Annotated in this window: 18 protein-coding genes; 15 read left to right on the top strand and 3 right to left on the bottom strand. The window is 61.6% G+C overall.

Going from position 1 to position 18,530, the window contains the following annotated elements:
* Positions 1–4 precede the first annotated feature (4 nt).
* Positions 5–766 (bottom strand): FadR/GntR family transcriptional regulator, encoded by a 762-nt coding sequence (locus tag CJU81_RS03430; protein ID WP_095035498.1) that lies wholly within the window; start codon positions 764–766, stop codon positions 5–7.
* A 238-nt stretch (positions 767–1,004) separates the two neighbouring features.
* Here CJU81_RS03430 and CJU81_RS03425 point away from each other — a divergent pair, with 238 nt between their 5' ends.
* The 9 genes from CJU81_RS03425 to CJU81_RS03385 all read left to right on the top strand — a co-directional run bounded on the left by CJU81_RS03425 (position 1,005) and on the right by CJU81_RS03385 (position 8,991).
* Entirely contained in the window at positions 1,005–1,745 is a 741-nt protein-coding gene (locus CJU81_RS03425; protein WP_095035497.1) for an SDR family oxidoreductase, read from the top strand.
* Positions 1,746–1,784: 39 nt separating this feature from the next.
* A complete protein-coding gene (locus tag CJU81_RS03420; protein WP_095035496.1) occupies positions 1,785–2,633 on the top strand; it encodes a fumarylacetoacetate hydrolase family protein in 849 nt (282 codons plus the stop codon).
* Between the two features lie 14 nt (positions 2,634–2,647).
* On the top strand, positions 2,648–3,925 hold the full coding sequence (locus CJU81_RS03415; RefSeq protein ID WP_095035495.1) for an L-fuconate dehydratase: 1,278 nt from the start codon (positions 2,648–2,650) through the stop codon (positions 3,923–3,925).
* A gap of 24 nt (positions 3,926–3,949) precedes the next feature.
* Positions 3,950–4,813, top strand: a complete 864-nt coding sequence (locus CJU81_RS03410) for an amidohydrolase family protein (protein ID WP_095035494.1) — start codon at positions 3,950–3,952, stop codon at positions 4,811–4,813.
* Positions 4,810–5,586, top strand: coding sequence for an SDR family oxidoreductase (locus tag CJU81_RS03405; protein WP_095035493.1), 777 nt, complete (start codon positions 4,810–4,812; stop codon positions 5,584–5,586). The genes CJU81_RS03410 and CJU81_RS03405 overlap by 4 nt, the downstream gene beginning before the upstream one ends.
* Complete coding sequence (locus CJU81_RS03400) at positions 5,583–5,924, top strand: L-rhamnose mutarotase (RefSeq protein ID WP_095035492.1); 342 nt, start codon at positions 5,583–5,585, stop codon at positions 5,922–5,924. Before CJU81_RS03405 ends, CJU81_RS03400 begins: the two co-directional genes overlap by 4 nt.
* Before the next feature lie 148 nt (positions 5,925–6,072).
* Entirely contained in the window at positions 6,073–7,299 is a 1,227-nt protein-coding gene (fucP, locus tag CJU81_RS03395) for an L-fucose:H+ symporter permease (protein WP_095035491.1), read from the top strand.
* 36 nt (positions 7,300–7,335) lie between these two features.
* Positions 7,336–8,646 carry an MFS transporter gene (locus CJU81_RS03390; protein WP_095035490.1) on the top strand — a complete coding sequence of 437 codons (1,311 nt, stop codon included), beginning with the start codon at positions 7,336–7,338 and terminating at the stop codon, positions 8,644–8,646.
* A 93-nt stretch (positions 8,647–8,739) separates the two neighbouring features.
* Positions 8,740–8,991, top strand: coding sequence for a hypothetical protein (locus CJU81_RS03385; RefSeq protein WP_095035489.1), 252 nt, complete (start codon positions 8,740–8,742; stop codon positions 8,989–8,991).
* Positions 8,992–9,110: 119 nt separating this feature from the next.
* On the opposite strand, the gene CJU81_RS03380 is transcribed toward CJU81_RS03385, so the two are convergent.
* Both CJU81_RS03380 and CJU81_RS03375 read right to left on the bottom strand, forming a co-directional pair.
* Entirely contained in the window at positions 9,111–10,376 is a 1,266-nt protein-coding gene (locus tag CJU81_RS03380) for an MFS transporter (RefSeq protein WP_095035488.1), read from the bottom strand.
* Between the two features lie 116 nt (positions 10,377–10,492).
* Positions 10,493–11,449 carry a LysR family transcriptional regulator gene (locus tag CJU81_RS03375; RefSeq protein ID WP_095035487.1) on the bottom strand — a complete coding sequence of 319 codons (957 nt, stop codon included), beginning with the start codon at positions 11,447–11,449 and terminating at the stop codon, positions 10,493–10,495.
* 106 nt (positions 11,450–11,555) lie between these two features.
* On the opposite strand from CJU81_RS03375, the gene CJU81_RS03370 reads away from it, so the two are divergent.
* The 6 genes from CJU81_RS03370 to CJU81_RS03345 all read left to right on the top strand — a co-directional run bounded on the left by CJU81_RS03370 (position 11,556) and on the right by CJU81_RS03345 (position 18,475).
* Positions 11,556–12,296 carry an SDR family oxidoreductase gene (locus tag CJU81_RS03370; protein WP_095035486.1) on the top strand — a complete coding sequence of 247 codons (741 nt, stop codon included), beginning with the start codon at positions 11,556–11,558 and terminating at the stop codon, positions 12,294–12,296.
* Positions 12,297–12,434: 138 nt separating this feature from the next.
* A complete protein-coding gene (locus CJU81_RS03365; protein ID WP_095035485.1) occupies positions 12,435–13,283 on the top strand; it encodes an ureidoglycolate lyase in 849 nt (282 codons plus the stop codon).
* A gap of 37 nt (positions 13,284–13,320) precedes the next feature.
* Entirely contained in the window at positions 13,321–14,292 is a 972-nt protein-coding gene (denD, locus tag CJU81_RS03360; RefSeq protein WP_095035484.1) for a D-erythronate dehydrogenase, read from the top strand.
* Positions 14,293–14,422: 130 nt separating this feature from the next.
* Positions 14,423–15,793 (top strand): MFS transporter, encoded by a 1,371-nt coding sequence (locus CJU81_RS03355; protein ID WP_095035483.1) that lies wholly within the window; start codon positions 14,423–14,425, stop codon positions 15,791–15,793.
* Entirely contained in the window at positions 15,790–16,674 is an 885-nt protein-coding gene (locus CJU81_RS03350; protein ID WP_095035482.1) for an NAD(P)-dependent oxidoreductase, read from the top strand. Before CJU81_RS03355 ends, CJU81_RS03350 begins: the two co-directional genes overlap by 4 nt.
* A 16-nt stretch (positions 16,675–16,690) precedes the next feature.
* On the top strand, positions 16,691–18,475 hold the full coding sequence (locus CJU81_RS03345; RefSeq protein WP_095035481.1) for an IlvD/Edd family dehydratase: 1,785 nt from the start codon (positions 16,691–16,693) through the stop codon (positions 18,473–18,475).
* The last annotated feature ends 55 nt before the right edge of the window (positions 18,476–18,530 follow it).

Raw genomic sequence — 18,530 nt, 5'->3', positions numbered from 1 at the left:
AAGATCAACGCGCGCTGCGGCTGAAGATACGGATCACTTCATCCAGATGCTCGGCCATTGCCTGCCGTGCGGCGGGCGCATCGTGCTGCTCCAGCGCTTGCAGGACACGGCGGTGTTCATCTTCCGAGCGGTGGGTCATGTCCTGCGGGGTGTAGTGGTTTTGCAGACGCTGGAACATGCTGCCGTAACGATGGCCCAGCAGGTGCTGGATCATCAGGGCATAGGCCGGGTTGTCCGAGGCCTGGGCAATGCGGATATGGAACAGGCGGTCGCCGGGGTGGGTGTGCGAGCCTTCGCGATTGTCCTGGACGTTGCGCTCAAAAGCCTCGCGGATGCCCGCCAACTCTTCGTCACTGGCATTGATCGCCGCCAGTGCAGCCGCTTCGGGCTCTATCAGGCGGCGGGCCTGTAACAGCGCGAACGGTGGAATTTCGGCATTGAAGTCGATTTCAAGGTTCAGCTCAGGGTCCAGTTCTTTCCACTGGTTGCGCGTGGCCTGGGCCATTACCGGTTCATCTGACACCGCTTGCACCGGCGGCTCACAGACCAGCACCCCGTTACCGACGCGCACATCCACCAGCCCTATGACTTCCAGCGCAATCATCGCCTCACGCACCGAGGCGCGACTGACCCCCAGCAACTTGGCCAGTTCACGCTCAGCCGGCAAGCGGCTGCCCGGCGGGAATTCACCGCTGTCGATCAAGGCGCGTAGCTGATCAGCGATTTGCCGATAAAGCCGTTGGTTATCAATAACTTGAAATGGCATCAGGAAATAAGCTCTGGTTTGGACAGCATTCGACAAGCACTTGGGGCAAAAAAAGACGCTTGTTGAAGGCTAAGGTGCATGCTACAAAAGGCCCAATGGCCTGACCATTGGATGGATACGGTAAAGCGATCATAGCAAACCTTATCCCTGAACTTGTGTCGTTTTGCCATTTGCTACGCCTTTAATGGCCTGACCATTGGGCCAACTATAAAAACAATGACATCGTAACGGAGCACCCATGGATCTTTCCGGCAAACGTGTGCTGATCACTGCCGCTGCGCAGGGGATTGGCCAGGCCACCGTCCAGGCATACCTCGCCGCCGGTGCCGAAGTCTTCGCCGCCGACATCAATGCCAGTGCCCTCGACGCCCTTGAAGGCGCGCACAAACATGTTCTCAACGTCACCGACGCCGCCGCCATCGAGCGCCTGGCCACTCAACTTGGCCCACTGGATGTGCTGTTCAACTGCGCCGGCGTGGTACACAGCGGCACTATTCTGGAATGCGAAGAGAAGGACTGGAGCTTCGCCCTGGACCTCAACGTGACCGCCATGTACCGCATGATCCGCGCTTTCTTGCCGGGCATGCTGGGCAACGGCGGCGGTTCGATCATCAACATGGCCTCAGTGGCCTCCAGCGTCAAAGGCGTGCCCAACCGTTTTGCCTACTGCGCCAGCAAGGGCGCGGTGATCGGCCTGACCCGTTCGGTGGCGGCTGATTTCGTCAGCCAGAACATCCGCTGCAACGCCATCTGCCCCGGCACCGTCGACTCCCCTTCGCTGCGCCAGCGTATCCGTGAACAGGCCGAACGCGAAGGCCGCAGCGTCGACGAGGTGTACGCCGCCTTTGCCGCACGCCAGCCCATGGGCCGCATCGGCACCGCCGAAGAAATCGCCCAGCTGGCGCTGTACCTGGGCTCAAGTGCCAGCGGTTTCACCACCGGCACGGCACAAATCATTGATGGCGGCTGGAGCAACTGACTCCATCGCTTTTGACCTCGCCTCCTAAAAGGATTGTTTATGAAACTGCTGCGCTACGGTGACAAAGGCCAGGAACGCCCTGCCCTGCTCGACAACAACGGCCAACTGCGTGATTTGTCGGCAGTGGTCGCAGACATCGCAGGCCAAACCCTGAGCCCCGAAAACATTGCCCGCCTGCAAGATATCGACCCGTCGACCCTGCCACTGGTTGAGGGCTCACCTCGTATCGGCGCCTGCGTCGGTCAGGTCGGCAAATTTATCTGCATCGGCCTGAACTACGCCGACCATGCTGCCGAAACCGGCGCCGCCATCCCCGCCGAGCCTGTGGTGTTCAGCAAATGGACCAGCGCCATTGTCGGCCCCAACGACAACGTTGAAATCCCGCGCAATTCGCGCAAAACCGACTGGGAAGTCGAACTGGGCGTGGTCATCGGCAAAGGCGGTCGCTATATCAGCGAAAGCGAAGCTCTTGAGCATGTGGCCGGCTACTGCGTGATCAATGACGTTTCCGAGCGCGAGTTCCAGCTGGAACTGGGCGGCACCTGGGACAAAGGCAAAGGCTGCGACACCTTCGGCCCGCTGGGCCCGTGGCTAGTCACCCGCGACGAAATCGCCGATCCGCACCAGCTCGACCTGTGGCTAGAAGTGGACGGCCATCGCTACCAGAACGGCAACACCCGCACGATGATTTTCCAGATCCCGAAAATCATCAGCTACCTCAGCCAGTTCATGAGCCTGCAACCGGGGGATGTGATTTCCACCGGCACCCCGCCGGGCGTCGGCCTGGGTATCAAGCCCGCACCTGTATATCTGCGTGCCGGCCAGACCATGCGCCTGGGCATCAGCGGGCTGGGCGAACAACAGCAACGCACCGTGAATGCCGACTGACAGGGAGCTGCACCATGACCACTATTACTGCCGTACGGGTTGAAGACATTCGCTTCCCCACCTCGCAATCCCTCGACGGCTCTGACGCGATGAACCCGGACCCGGACTACTCGGCGGCCTATGTCATCCTCGAAACCGACACCCCCAACCTCGAAGGCCATGGCCTGACCTTCACCATCGGCCGTGGCAACGAAATCTGCTGCGCTTCGATCAAGGCCCTGTCCAGCCTGCTGGTGGGTTTGAAGCTGGAGTGGATCGCCGAAGACATGGGCCGCTTCTGGCGCCACGTGACCAGCGACAGCCAGCTGCGCTGGATCGGCCCGGACAAGGGCGCCATTCACCTGGCCACCGGTGCAGTGGTCAACGCCGCCTGGGACCTGTGGGCCAAGGCCGCGGGCAAGCCGGTATGGCGCCTGGTGGCCGACATGAGCCCCGAAGAACTGGTGCGCTGCATTGATTTTCGCTACATCACTGACTGCATCACACCGGCCGAAGCACTGACCCTGCTGCGCGAACGCGCCCACGGCAAGGCCGAACGCCTGGCGTTGCTCGAAGCCCAAGGCTACCCCTGCTACACCACCTCCGCCGGGTGGCTCGGTTATGCCGATGACAAACTGCGCCGTCTGTGCCAGGAAGCGGTGGATGCAGGCTTCTCCCATATCAAATTGAAAGTTGGCCACGACCTGCAAGACGATATCCGCCGCGTGCGTATCGCCCGCGAAGTGATCGGCCCGAACCGCAAGCTGATGATCGACGCCAACCAGGTATGGGAAGTCAATGCGGCCATCGACTGGGTGCGTGAACTGTCATTTGCCAAGCCGTGGTTTATCGAAGAGCCGACCAGCCCGGACGATGTCGAAGGGCATCGTAAAATCCGCCTTGGTGTTGCCCCGGTCAAGGTCGCGACCGGCGAAATGTGCCAGAACCGTATCGTGTTCAAGCAACTGATCATGCGTGAAGCCATCGACGTGGTGCAGATCGACGCCTGCCGTCTCGGTGGGGTCAACGAAGTGCTGGCCGTGATGCTGATGGCCGCCAAGTACAACCTGCCGGTGTGCCCGCATGCAGGCGGCGTAGGCTTGTGCGAATACGTGCAGCACCTGTCGATGATCGACTACCTGTGCATTGCCGGGACTCACGAAGGTCGGGTGGTGGAGTTTGTCGACCATCTGCATGAGCACTTCGAAGACCCCTGCGTGATTCGCAACGCGGCCTATATGCCACCGCAGGCGCCGGGGTTCTCGATCCAGATGAAAGCCGCCTCCCGCGAGCAGTACCGCTACCGGGGTTAAGCAAACGGACGGAGTACAACAACAATGTCGTCCCCACACTCACTTCGGCTGGATGCACACCAGCACTTCTGGCGCTATGACGCCGCGGCCTATCCGTGGATAGGCCGCGACATGAGCGATTTGCGCCAGGACTTTAGCCCCGATGATCTGCGGCCCTTGCTCGATGCTGGAGGATTCGACGGTTGCATCGCCGTGCAGGCCCGCGCCTGTGCCAGCGAAACCGATCAGTTGTTGCAACTGGCGCAGCATTACCCGTGGATTCGCGCCGTGGTGGGTTGGGTCGACCTGTGTGCCCGCGACCTTGAGCCTTCGCTTGAGCGCTGGGCGCAGGCGCCGATGTTGCGTGGCTTTCGTCATCAACTGCAAGACGAAAGCTCGCCTGCCGACTTTATGCAAAAACCCGAATTCCAGCGCGGCCTCGCCACCCTGCAGCGCCGGGGGCTGGTCTATGAAGTACTGGTCAAGGCCCGGGATCTGGGCGCGGTCACCGAGCTGTGCCAACAGCATGACCGCCACCATCTGGTGCTCGACCACTTGGGCAAACCCGACGTCCAGGCCGCAGACCTGAAAGCCTGGGCCCGCCAACTTGCACCGCTGGCTGCCCTGCCCCACGTGAGTTGCAAGCTGTCGGGGCTGATCACCGAAGCCCATTGGCACGACTGGCAGAGTGCGCAACTGACACCCTATCTGCACGTCGCACTGGAGCTGTTCGGCCCCGAACGCCTGATGTTCGGCTCCGACTGGCCGGTGTGCCTGCTGGCCAGCGACTACAGCGCCACCTGCACTTTGCTCGACAGCCTGACCTCCACGCTTGGCCCGACGCAACAAGCGGCCATCTGGGGAGGAACGGCATGCCGTGTCTACAACATAAACGGAGCAACGCAATGAATCTGCAGCTGCAAGACAAGGTGTTTATCGTCACCGGCGGCGGCTCGGGGATTGGCGCGGCCATCACCCTGGGGCTGGCCGATGAAGGCGCGATCCCGGTCATTTTCGGCCACAGCCCGCTGTCCGATGATCTGGCGCGGCAACTGGACCAGCGCGGTTCACGCAGCCTGTTCATGCAGGTCGAACTGCGCGACGAAGACGCCTGCCGTGCAGCCGTCGCCAGCGTGCTGCAACGCTTCGGGCGCATCGACGGGCTGGTCAACAACGCCGGAGTCAACGATGGCGTGGGCCTTGATGCCGGGCGTTCGGCCTTTGTCGAATCGCTGGAAAAAAACCTGATCCATTACTACCTGATGACCCACCTGTGCGTAGAGGCGCTCAAGGCCACTCGCGGCGCCATCGTCAACATCAGCTCCAAGACCGCCCTCACCGGGCAAGGCGGCACCAGCGGCTACACCGCGGCCAAGGGCGCGCAACTGTCGTTGACCCGTGAATGGGCCACTTCATTGCTGGGCGACGGCATCCGGGTCAATGCGGTGGTTCCCGCTGAAGTCATGACGCCGCTGTACGAGCGCTGGATCGACACCTTTACCGACCCGCAGGCCAAGCTGGCGAGCATTGTCGAAAAAATCCCCCTGGGCCAGCGCATGACCACCGCCACAGAAATTGCCGACAGCGTGCTGTTTTTGCTCTCGCCGCGTGCCTCCCACACCACCGGGCAATGGCTGGTGGTGGACGGTGGCTACACCCATCTGGACCGGGCACTGACATGAACCGCCAGTGCCTGGCTTTGGACTTGAAGGACGACCCGGCATTGATTGCCGAGTACGAGTGTTTGCACCAACAGATCTGGCCGCAGATCAGCGCCCATTTGCGCCGGCACGGCGTGCTCGACATGCAGATCTGGCGGCTGGGCACGCGGCTGTTCATGGTAATGGACACCGCTCCCGGCTTCAGCACCGAGGCTTTTGCACGGGCCAGCGCCAGCGACCCCAAGGTGCAGGAATGGGAAGCACTGATGTGGCGTTTCCAGCAGCCCACGCCCTGGACCTTGCCCGGTGAAAAATGGGCGCCAATGGTACAGATTTTCAGCCTGAACGATTCTCCCTGACCCTGTGGGAGCGAGCCTGCTCGCGATGGCATCACCGCGGTGGTCAGGCAAACCGAGCCGCCTGCATCGCGAGCAGGCTCGCTCCCACAGGGTGTAGATCCACGCAAACCGCAACGCCGAACCAACAACAATAAAAAGGAGATGCGTCATGTCACTCAAGCACCCGAACGTTGCAGCACCGTCCTTTACCCGGGCGGTTACGTCCTACCGCTGGGCACTGATCCTGGTCACCTGCCTGTTCTTTCTCTGGGGCCTGTCCTATGGCCTGCTCGACGTCCTCAACAAGCACTTCCAGGAAACCCTGCATGTCAGCAAGGCGCAGTCGGGTTTGCTGCAAAGCGCCTACTTCGGGGCGTATTTTCTGATCGCCCTGCCCGCCGGTTTGCTGATGGACAAGTACGGCTACAAGGCCGGCATTCTGCTGGGCCTGTGCCTCTACGCCACTGGCGCGCTGCTGTTTATGCCCGCCGCTGCAGCGCAAAGTTTTCAGTTTTTCCTGTTCGCGCTGTTTGTGATCGCCTGCGGCCTGGGTTGCCTGGAAACCGCCGCCAACCCCTACGCCACCGTGCTGGGTGAGCCCGCAGGTGCCGAGCGGCGCTTGAACCTGGCGCAGTCGTTCAACGGTCTGGGGCAGTTTTTCGGGCCCTTGATTGGCGGCGCCTTGTTCTTCAGCGGCGCCAACAGCACCGACACCACACAATCACTGCAAATGACTTATCTGGTGATTGCCGCATTGGTGTTGCTGGTGGCGATCCTGATCGCCCGCACCCCGCTGCCCGATCTGCGCGAGCAAGAGGTGCAGGCCCAACAGCACGACCACAAGACCCTGTGGCAGCACCGCGAGTTCGTCACCGGGGTGATTACCCAGTTCTTTTATGTGGGCGCGCAGGTCGGCGTGGGCGCGTTTTTTATCAACTACGTGACCGAGCACTGGGCGCAGATGAGCAGCCAGCAAGCGGCGTATCTGCTCTCGGTGGCCATGCTCAGTTTTATGTTCGGGCGCTTCTTCAGTACCTGGCTGATGGGCCGCGTCAATGCCCAGCGCCTGTTGCTGATCTACGCGCTGATCAACGTGGCGCTGTGCGCGGTGGTGGTGCTGGGGGTTGCAGGCGTGTCGGTGGTCGCACTGGTGGCGACGTTCTTTTTTATGTCGATCATGTTCCCCACCCTGTTTGCCATGGGCGTGAAAAATCTCGGCCCGCATACCAAGCGCGGTAGCTCCTTCATGATCATGGCCATTGTGGGCGGTGCGCTGTTGCCCTATGTGATGGGCCTGGTGGCCGACCACACCTCCACCGCCGTGGCCTACCTGTTGCCGATGGGCTGCTTTGTGATCGTCGCAGCCTATGCCCGTGCTGCCCTGAAAAAAATCTGATTGCTGAACTCCACAAAAAAAATAACGGAGCCCCCCATGACTAACCCCGCACTGCACCAGGCGCTCAGCAAGATCCGCTGGCGCATCCTGCCCTTTGTCGCCCTGATGTTCGCGATGGCGATCATCGACCGCTCCAATATCGGTTTTGCCAAGCACGCCCTCCAGGCGGACACCGGCCTGAGCAACGCAGCCTTTGCCCTGGGTGCGGGGATTTTCTTTATCGGCTATGCGGTGTTTGAAGTACCGAGCAACCTGATGCTGCACAAGATCGGCGCCCGAATCTGGCTGAGCCGGATCATGGTGACCTGGGGCCTGGTGTCGGCGGCGATGATGTTTGCCCACGACGAAACCAGCTTCTACATCCTGCGTTTTCTGCTGGGCGTTGCCGAAGCCGGGCTGTCGCCGGGGGTGGTGTTGTACCTGACTTACTGGTTCCCGCAGAACCAGCGCGGCTCGGCCTATGGCATCTACTATTTCGGCGTACCGGTATCGCTGATGGTGGGCGGGCCGGTGTCGGGCTGGTTGCTGGAAAGCGCGCAATTCGGCCTTACCGGCTGGCAGTGGATGTTTGTCACTGAAGGTCTGGCGGCGTCGATCATTGGCGTGTTCGCGTTCTTCTATCTGACCGACAAACCCCGGGATGCCAAGTGGCTGAACACCGAAGAAAAGGCCGCGATCGAGCACGAGCTGGAAAAAGAGCAACTGCAAAAAGCCAACAAAGGCCCGTCGTCGTGGCGTGCAGCGATGTTCAACCCGGTGGTGCTGTACTTCACCCTGATCTACTTCACCATTCAGGTCAGCGTGTATGGCGTGCTGTTCTACCTGCCGACGCGCATCGCCGAACTGCTGGGTACCGGCATTGGCCTGAAGGTCGGCGCACTGACCTCCATTCCATGGATTGCCACCGTGTGCATGCTGTACCTGGTGACCCGCCATGCCGACCGCAAGGGCCAGCAAACCCGTTACGCCGCGTTGATGTTGGCAATGGCGGCAGTGGGCATGATCGGCTCGACCTTAAGTGGCAATCTGGTGCTGGTGATTGTGGCGTTCTGCGTGGCCGCGGCCGGTTTTATCACCGTGCAACCGTTGTTCTGGACCCTCCCTACGCGCTTTTTGGGTGGCGCGGCGGCGGCCAGTGGCATTGCCGTGATCGGCGCCCTGGGCAACCTCGGGGGTTTTCTCGCGCCAACCGTCAAGACCTGGGCCGAGGGCTACTTCAACAACCCGCATGCGGGCATGTACTTTCTGGCGGGCATGGCATTGTTGGGTGCGCTGATGCTGGTTCGCTCGGCCAGGGCCGGACACGAGCCGGGCAAACTGCCGGCACCTGCACCTGCGCCACACTGACGCCGCAGAGGTATTAACACGGGTCACATGTGAGCTACATTGGGCAACAGTTGGAATCAAAACAACAGCCCGTAAACTCACAAAGGGTGACCCGTGAATACCAATCAAAAACTGCGCACCTTCGACCTGATCCGTGAAGCGGTACTGCCCGAGTACCGCGACCGCGTAAACGAATACCTGAGCCTCTACGAAGAGACGCTGCACAGCGAAAACACCCCGGCCGCCGACATCCAGGCCAGCGCCCAGCAACTGCGCGGCTACCTGCGCGGCCTCAACACCACCCGGGTGCTGGGCATGGCCGACTGGGAAGAGCTGGACCGGCGGATCAGCGAATCGTGGTTGTGATTTCTCGCAGGATCTGTAGTCGCTAAGGAGCGTAGCGAGGCTGCGATGGACTGCGCAGCAGGCCCGGCCTCTTGAAGCTCCTGCGGCACTTTTCGCAGCCTCGCTACGCTCCTCAGCGACTACAGATACGCTTCAGCCATGGGAACAGGTTCACCGCCCGGCTCCTTGAGCAGGGCGAAATAGGCGAACGCCGAACACGCAGCCACTACCGCACTGATCACGAATGCCGAAGAAAACGAACCGCTTTGCTGCACGCTGAAGCCAGTCAGGATCGGCGCAATGGAGCCCGCCAGGTAACCGCCAAAGTTCTGGATCGAGCCAAACGATGCCACCCGCTCCGACGGCACGATGGTGTTGACGATCATCCACGCCGTTGCACTGGAAATATTGATAAAGAACATGGTCAGGCACAGCAGAATCACACAGGCCACCACGTTGGTGGTAAAGGCCACGATCAGGGTAAACAGCGCCCCGCCCAGCAGCCCCAGAATCACCATCATTTTACGGCTGGCAAGCACCCGCATGCCCCGTGCCACCAGCCGGTCGCAGCATTTACCGGCAACGATAGTACCCAGTGCGCCGAACAGATAAGCCAGCGATACAACCCAGGCCGTGCGGTACAGATCCAGACCGTGCTCGCGCTCAAAATAACCGGGCAACCAGGTGAGGTTGAGCCAGATCATGTAGATCACGCCCATAAAGCCGAGAAACGCGCCCCAGGTGTTGCGGTCCTTGAACAACGAGGTCCAGCGCACTTTCACCGCCTTGACCTGTTGCACCGGCACTGGCTCCGCACGGCCGGTCTCGGCCATGTATTGCGCCTTGCTTTTGTAGAATTTGAACCAGCACACCGCCAGTAGCAGGCCCATCACGCCCGTGAGGATAAACATTCCGCGCCAACCCAGATGCACCATGAACACGGTCAGCAAAGGCGGTGCCAGGCACGGTCCGATACAGGTCGAAGACCACACCCAGCCGGTGGCCGTGCCGCGCTCCTGGGTATCAAACCACTCGGACAACGCCTTGGCTGCCGAAGGAAACACCGGCGCCTCGCCAATGCCCAGCAACACCCTCAGCCCGACCAGATGACCGTAACTGCTGAACAGGCCGAAGGCTGCTTGCGCCACTGACCACACCACCAGCGACCCGCCCAGCGCCAGTTTGCTGCCCAGCTTGTCGATCAAGGCACCCAGGGGCAGTTGTGAGAAAGCGTAGGCCACGGAAAACGCCGAGAGCATCACCCCCATTTGCATAGGGCTGATGGCCAGGTCTTTCTGGATGGTGGTGTTGGCGATGGATAAGGCACTGCGGTCAAGGTAGTTGACCACGCCAATCAGGAACAGGAAGAAGATCGTCAGCGTCTTGTAGCTTTTTATTGTTCTCATACGCGCCTCTCATGAGCGGTTGCACCCCTACCCGACAGGTGGGGCGACGCTCACTTTAGAGGGCGGTTTGAGCTGTGCCCAATTACATCATTCCATCAGTTAATAACCCTGCGTTATCAAGGCGTCTGGCGAGCGCCGCGCAGGGCATCGGGACCACTTAACAGGGCATCGATAAAGGCTTTTGCCGACCACTGAGGGACGTCGTTACGCCGAGTAATCACCCCGTAGTCAGCCAGCACCAGGGGAAACGGCAAGGTCAGCCGGGTCAGCCGGCCAGCCTGGATTTCCGGTTCGACCATCGACTCGGCCAGCATCGCCACCGATGGCGTGGTTTGCAGCAGTTGCATGGTGGTCTGCAGGGACACGGTTTCTACGGTGTTTTCCGGGGTCTGCATGCCTGCTTCAACAAAGGCTTTTTCCACCCGTGCGCGCATCGGCGTGCCCGTCGGGTAGATCACCCACGGCCAACTGCCCAGATCCGCGAGCGGCACTTCACTGGCCCCGGCCAGCGGATGCTGACTGCCCGTGACCAGGCACAACGGCTCCGGCGCCAGCGCCTGGAACTCGAACAACTCACGATGACGATCGAGGGTAAACCGGGCCACCACCAAGTCCAGCTCTTTGTGTTCGAGCAGGGTCAGCATGTTGGCGCTGGTGCCTTCGAGCACTTGCACGGTGAGCAACGGCCAGTCCTGCTTGACCCGCACAATGGCAGCAGGCACGGCCAGGGCCGTGGCCGCATAGATAGTGCCGACCTTGATCAGGCCATGCCCGCCCTGGCGCAGATGGTTGATCTGGTTGACAAACTGACCGGTGTCGTTCAAGGCGATCTGGGCGAAACGGGCCACATGGCTGCCCAGGTCGGTAAGGGTCATGCTGCGCGGCAAACGGGCAAAAACTTCAAAGCCCAGCTGGTGCTCGATCTCGCGCAACATCTTGCTCACGGCTGGCTGGCTGATGCTCATTTCCTGCGCGGTGGCATGCATGTTTTGGGTGCGCGCCAAGGTGTCGACAAGCACCAAATGGCGAAAGCGCAGCCAGTTGCATAGCTGATTGAATCCGACATCCGCCATCCGATAACCCCCGGTTATTAAGTCCTGAGAATATCTCATTGGCGATTATCGCAGCGCAATATTAGTGTGCAGTGGTTGCGCCAAATAATAACAACGGACTTCAGTCATGAACCTAGCCAACAAACGCGTTCTGATCACCGCTGCAGCGCAAGGCATAGGCCGCGCCTCGGTACTGGCCTTTCGTGATGCCGGCGCGCAGGTCATTGCCACCGACCTGCATATTGAAGCCTTGCACGACATTCCCGGTATCCAGGCCCTGACCCTGGACGTGACTCAAGCATCCGCCATCGACACCATCCGCCAGCAGGTCGGCAACGTCGACGTGCTGTTCAACTGCGCGGGCTTCGTCCACAGCGGTGCCCTGCTCGAATGCGACGAGCAGGCCTGGCAATTCTCTTTCGACCTTAACGTGACCGCCATGTACCGCATGATCCGCGCTTTTTTGCCGGGCATGCTGGACAACGGTGGCGGCTCGATCATCAACATGGCCTCGGTGGCCTCCAGCGTCAAAGGCGTACCCAACCGATTCGCCTATACCGCCAGCAAGGCCGCCGTGATCGGCCTGACCAAATCAGTAGCCGCCGATTATGTGCGCCAGGGTATCCGCTGCAACGCCATTTGCCCGGGCACCGTGGACTCCCCTTCACTGCGCCAGCGCATCGCCGAACAGGCCCTTGAGCAAGGGCGTTCCGAGGCCCAGGTGTACCAGGCCTTTGTTGACCGCCAGCCCATGGGCCGCATCGGCAGCGCTGAAGAAATCGCCCAACTGGCGCTGTACCTGGCCAGCGATGCCAGCAGCTACACCACCGGCACCGTCCAGGTGATTGATGGCGGGATGAGCAACTAAGCATTTTGTGGGAAACCCTGTGGGAGCGAGCCTGCTCGCGATGCAGGCACCTGGGTGTTTAAGCGGCACCGCAGTGATGCAATCGCGAGCAGGCTCGCTCCCACGCTAGATTTATTTCCATGCACCAAAGGAGCTTTTATGAAACTGCTGCGCTACGGCGATAAAGGTCAGGAAAAACCCGGTCTGCTAGATGCCCAAGGCAATATCCGCGATTTGTCGGCGCATATCGCCGATGTCGCAGGCGCTGCGCTGTCAGCCGCAAGCCTGGCAACACTGAGCAAAATCGACCCCGCCACTCTGCCGCTGGTCAGCGGTTCACCGCGCATCGGCGCGTGTGTCGGCCAGGTCGGCAAGTTTATCTGCATCGGCCTGAACTACGCCGACCATGCCGCTGAGTCCGGCCTGGCCGTACCGTCGGAGCCGGTGGTATTCAGCAAGTGGACCAGCGCCATCTGCGGCCCCAACGATAACGTCGAAATCCCCCGCGACTCGACCAAGACCGACTGGGAAGTCGAGCTGGGCGTGGTCATCGGCAAAGGTGGACGCAATATCGATGAGCACAACGCCCTGGAGCACGTGGCCGGTTACTGCGTGATCAACGACGTATCCGAACGCGAATGGCAGATCGAACGCGGCGGCACCTGGGACAAGGGCAAGGGCTTTGACACTTTCGGCCCCCTAGGCCCGTGGCTGGTGACCCGCGATGAGATCAGCGACCCGCACCAGCTCGACCTTTGGCTTGAGGTCGACGGACAGCGCTACCAGAACGGCAACACGCGCACCATGGTGTTCCAGATCCCGGCCCTGATTGCCTATCTGAGCCGCTGCATGTCGCTGCAACCGGGCGACGTGATTTCCACCGGCACGCCACCGGGTGTAGGCCTGGGCATCAAGCCGACACCGATCTATCTGCGCGCTGGCCAGGTCATGAATTTGGGCATCAGCGGCCTTGGCGAACAGCGCCAGCTCACCGTGCAGGCTGACTGATACAACGCTCAAACAACTATAAGAAACGGAGCTACACATGCGCATTCTGATCACTGGCGGCACCGGCTTTATCGGTAAACAACTGGCCCAGCGCCTGCTCGACATGAACACCCTGACCTTCGAAGGCCAGGCGCCCCGCACCATTGAACGTATCGTGCTGTTTGACGCCTTTGCCGGCGAAGATGTGCCGAGCGACCCGCGCATCGAACTGGTGACCGGTGATGTGGCCGACCCGGATGTTATCGCCCGCGTCACCGATGGCGTGGATCTGGTGTGGCATCTGGCAGCGGTGGTCAGCTCGGCAGCCGAGGCCGACTTTGACCTGGGCATGCAGGTCAACCTGCACGGCCTTATGCTGTTGCTCGAAACCCTGCGCAAACAAGGCAACGCACCGCGCTTCGTCTATGCCAGCGGTTTTGCGGTATTCGGCGGTGCCCTGCCGCCAGTAGTTGATGACAACACCGTACTTACCCCGCAATCGTCCTACGGCATGCAAAAAGCCGTGGGCGAATTGCTGGTCGCCGACTATGCGCGCAAAGGCTTTGTCGACGGCCGCGTGCTGCGCCTGCCAACGGTGGCCGTGCGCCCCGGCAAGCCGAACAAGGCGGCTTCGACCTTCTTCAGTTCGATCATCCGCGAGCCACTGGTAGGCCTGCCTGCCGTGTGCCCGGTGCGCCCGGACACCCGGGTTTACCTCACCTCGCCGCGGCGCATTGTTGAATCGATGCTGCTGGGCATGACCCTGTCGCCAGACACCCTGGGCAACCAGCGCATCATCCCGCTGCCGGGCGTGACCACCACCGTGGCCGACATGGTTGCGGCGCTGCAACGGGTGGCCGGTGATGACGTGGTCAAACTGATTCGCTGGGAGCCGGACGCGACCATCCAGCGTATCGTCGAGAGCTGGCCGAGCAAGGTAGAAGCACCGCGCGCCCGCGCCCTGGGCTTTACCGCCGATGCGGATTTCGACGCCATCGTACGGGCGCATATCGAGGATACTGCCGGCTAAATTCGCAACCTGTAGTCGCTGCCGCAGGCTGCGATAAGGGTTGTGGCGATTTCAAGAAAACGGGTTGCTGCGCAACCCTTCGCAGCCTGCGGCAGCGACTACACAACAATAAAAACTGAGGCCGAGCGATATGACCACAACGCCACTTCCCGATGTCTCCGACATCGAACAACAAACGATCAAGCGCGTGACCAGGCGCATGATTCCCTTTCTGGTCCTGCTGTTTGTGGTCGCCTTTCTGGACCGCAACAACGTCGGTTTCGCTGCTCTGCGCATGAACGAGGATATCGGCATCAGTCAGACCATCTATGGCCTGGGCGCGGGTATTTTCTTCCTCGGCTATTTCATGTTCGAAGTGCCAAGCAACATTTTGCTGCACCGCTACGGCGCCCGCGTATGGATCGCACGAATCATGGTGACCTGGGGCATCATCGCCGGCGCCATGGGCTTCCTGCAGACGCCGATACACTTCATCTCCCTGCGCGTGCTGCTGGGTATTGCCGAAGCCGGGTTCTTCCCGGGGGTGATCTATCTGCTGTCGCTGTGGTTCCCGAGCCGTTACCGCGCGCGCATGATCGCCAGCTTTTATCTGGGCGTTCCCATCGCACAAATCATCGGTGCACCGCTGTCGGTTGGCCTGATGGAGATGGGCGATGCCTGGGGTTTTGTCGGCTGGCGCCTGATGTATATCGTCGAAGCCGTACCCGCGGTGATCCTCGGTGTGGTGTGTTACTTCTACCTCACTGACCACCCGGCCGATGCTCACTGGCTGACCGACAAACAGCGCACCTGGCTGATCAATACCCTGGCCCAGGAAGAACGCAATAAACCGCTGTTGGTGGGGGTACAACCGACCAAGGGCCAGATGATCCGCAAAGCGTTGTGCAACCGTCAGGTGTGGCTGCTGGCGCTGGTGTATTTCGGCATCACCTCGGGCTCCAACGCGATGAACTTCTTTATGCCAACGGTTCTGGCATCGTTCCGCGGTACCTTCGGCCTGGAAATCGGCCTGATGCAAAACGGCCTGATCACCGCTATCCCCTACGCGGTGGCAGCAGTGGCGATGATCTGGTGGAGCCGTCGCTCTGACCGTCTGCAGGAACGTCACTGGCATGCCGGCGGTGCCGCCATGCTCGCGGCGGTGTCGATTGCCGTGGCGCTGTGGCTCAACCAGCCGTGGATCATCGTTATCGGTTTTATCTTGCTGGCGATGGGTGTGTATAGCGCGATCAACGTGTTCTGGGCAGTCCCCGGGCAAGTGCTGACCGGCGTCGGCGCGGCCGTGGGCATTGGCCTGATCAACTCCATCGGCAACCTCAGCGGTTTTATCGGCCCTTACCTGACCGGCTACCTGTTCACCGTGACTGGCAGCTATACGCCGGGCTTCCTGGTGATTGCCGCACTGGTTGGCCTGGGAGGCCTGGGCATGGTGCTGATGCCGCGCAATAAAGAATCGCAGATTGGTGCCGCACTGGCCCCTGCCGCTGGAGGTAAAGCATGAGCCTGCCAACCGTAGCCTTTATCGGTACCGGGATCATGGGTCAGCCCATGGCCCGTAACCTGCTGAACGCAGGCTTTGCAGTACGTGCATGGAACCGTTCACTCGCCAAAGCTCAGGAGCTGAGTGCACAGGGCGCCCGGGTTCTGCCAACACCGGCTGCCGCCGCGCAAGGCGCCCAGGTGCTGATCTGCATGCTCAGCGATGGTCCCACGTGTGACGAGGTACTGTTTGGCGAAAACGGCGCCGCCCTGGCCCTGGCACCCGGTGCGCTGGTCATCGTGATGAGCTCGATCCCGGTGGATACCGCCGCCGCACAGGCCAGCCTGTGCGCCGGGCGCGGCCTGCGCTACCTCGACGCCCCGGTGTCGGGGGGCGAGCGCGGGGCGCGGGAAGCCAGCCTGGCAATCATGGTGGGTGGCGAAGTGGTCGCCTTTGAGCAGGGCCGCGAAGTACTGGCCGCCATGGGCCGCCCGGTGCATGTCGGCCCGGCAGGCACCGGCGAGCTGTCCAAGCTGGTCAACCAGCTGATCGTTGCCAGCACCATCGCCACCGTCGCCGAGGGTCTGCTGCTGGCTGAACGCGGTGGCGCCGACCCGACAAAAGTCCACGAGGCACTGATGGGCGGTTTTGTCGACTCGCCGATCTGGCGCCAGCACGGCCAACGCATGCTCAACAATGATTTCACTCCCGGTGGCCCGGCCAAATGGCAACTCAAGGACACCCGCACCGCCATCGCCCAGGCACAAAAATTGGGCCTGAACCTGCCCGTCGGCAGCCTGGTAGACAGCCTGTTTGCAGCGATGGTCGAAGCCGGTGACGGCGAACTCGACCATGCCGGATTGATCCGCCAGCTGCGCCGCAACAACCCATTGCCCGAATAATCTGCTGGAGCCTGCCATGACCGATTCAACCCCACGCCGCCTGCGCAGCCAGCTGTGGTTCGACGATCCAAGCCACGCCGACCTCACCGCGCTGTACGTGGAACGCTACATGAACCAGGGCCTGACCCGTGCCGAACTGCAATCGGGGCGACCGATTATCGGCATCGCCCAGACCGGCAGCGACCTGACCCCCTGCAACCGCCATCACATCGAGCTGGCCAAGCGGGTCAAGGACGGCATCCGTGACGCGGGGGGCATTCCGATGGAGTTTCCGGTTCACCCGATCGCCGAGCAGTCGCGCCGCCCCACCGCCGCCCTCGACCGCAACCTGGCCTACCTGGGCCTGGTCGAAGTGCTGCACGGCTACCCGCTGGACGGCGTGGTACTGACCACCGGTTGCGACAAAACCACCCCGGCCTGCCTGATGGCGGCGGCCACCACTGACCTGCCTTCCATCGTGTTGTCCGGCGGGCCGATGCTCGACGGCTGGCACAAAGGCCAGCGCATCGGTTCGGGCACCGTGCTGTGGCATGCGCGCAATCTGCTCAGTGCTGGCGAGATCGACTACGAAGGTTTCATGACCCTGACCACGGCTTCATCACCGTCCGTGGGCCACTGCAACACCATGGGCACCGCGCTTTCCATGAACGCACTGGCCGAGGCTCTGGGCATGTCCCTGCCCGGTTGCGCGAGCATCCCGGCGCCGTACCGCGAGCGCGGGCAAATGGCCTATGCCACCGGCATGCGCATCGTCGATCTGGTGCGCGAAGACGTACGCCCGTCGCACATCATGACCCACGCGGCGTTTGAAAACGCCATCGCCGTCGCCTCGGCGCTGGGCGCGTCCACCAACTGCCCGCCCCACCTGATTGCCATCGCCCGTCACAGCGGTATCGAGCTGTCACTGGAAGACTGGCAGCGCGTGGGCGAAGACGTGCCCTTGCTGGTCAACTGCATGCCTGCCGGCGAGTACCTGGGCGAAAGCTTCCACCGCGCCGGTGGCGTACCGGCGGTGATGCATGAGCTGGACAAGGTCGGTCGCCTGCACCGCGACTGCCTCACGGTCAGTGGCCGCAACATGGGTGAAGTGGTTGCCGACTGCGTCACCGGCGACCGCGACGTGATCCGCTCCTACGAAGACCCGCTGATGCACCGAGCCGGTTTTATCGTACTCAGCGGCAACTTCTTCGACAGTGCCATCATGAAAATGTCGGTGGTGGGCGAAGCCTTTCGCAAGACCTACCTCAGCGACCCGTTGCAACCCAACAGCTTTGAAGCGCGGGCCATTGTGTTCGAAGGCCCGGAAGACTACACGGCGCGAATCAACGACCCGACACTGGACATCGACGAGCGCTGCATCCTGGTGATTCGCGGCTGCGGCACTGTGGGCTTCCCGGGCAGTGGCGAGGTGGTGAACATGGCGCCGCCGTCCAACCTGATCAAGGCCGGCATCGACTCCCTGCCGTGCATGGGCGATGGCCGTCAAAGCGGCACCTCGGCCAGCCCGTCGATTCTCAACATGTCCCCGGAATCCGCTGTAGGCGGTGGCCTGTCGCTACTGCGCACCGGCGATCGTCTGCGCGTCGACCTCAACGCACGCAGCGTCAACCTGCTGGTGGACGAAAGCGTGCTCAACGAACGTCGCCAGGAACCGCTGCCACCGCTGGCCCCGTCACAAACCCCGTGGCAGGAACTGTATCGCCAACTGGTCGGCCAACTCTCCACCGGCGGCTGCCTCGAACCGGCCACCCTGTACTGGCGCGTAATCCCGGAAAACGGCCCGCCGCGCCACTCTCACTAAACACCAGGGCACATGACCTGTGGGAGCGAGCCTGCTCGCGAAGCAGACGCTGCGG

This window comes from Pseudomonas fragi, from assembly GCF_002269505.1.
Taxonomy (GTDB): domain Bacteria; phylum Pseudomonadota; class Gammaproteobacteria; order Pseudomonadales; family Pseudomonadaceae; genus Aquipseudomonas; species Aquipseudomonas fragi_D.
Note: the sequence above shows the minus strand (reverse complement) of the source record. Positions and strands in the feature narration are given on the sequence as shown.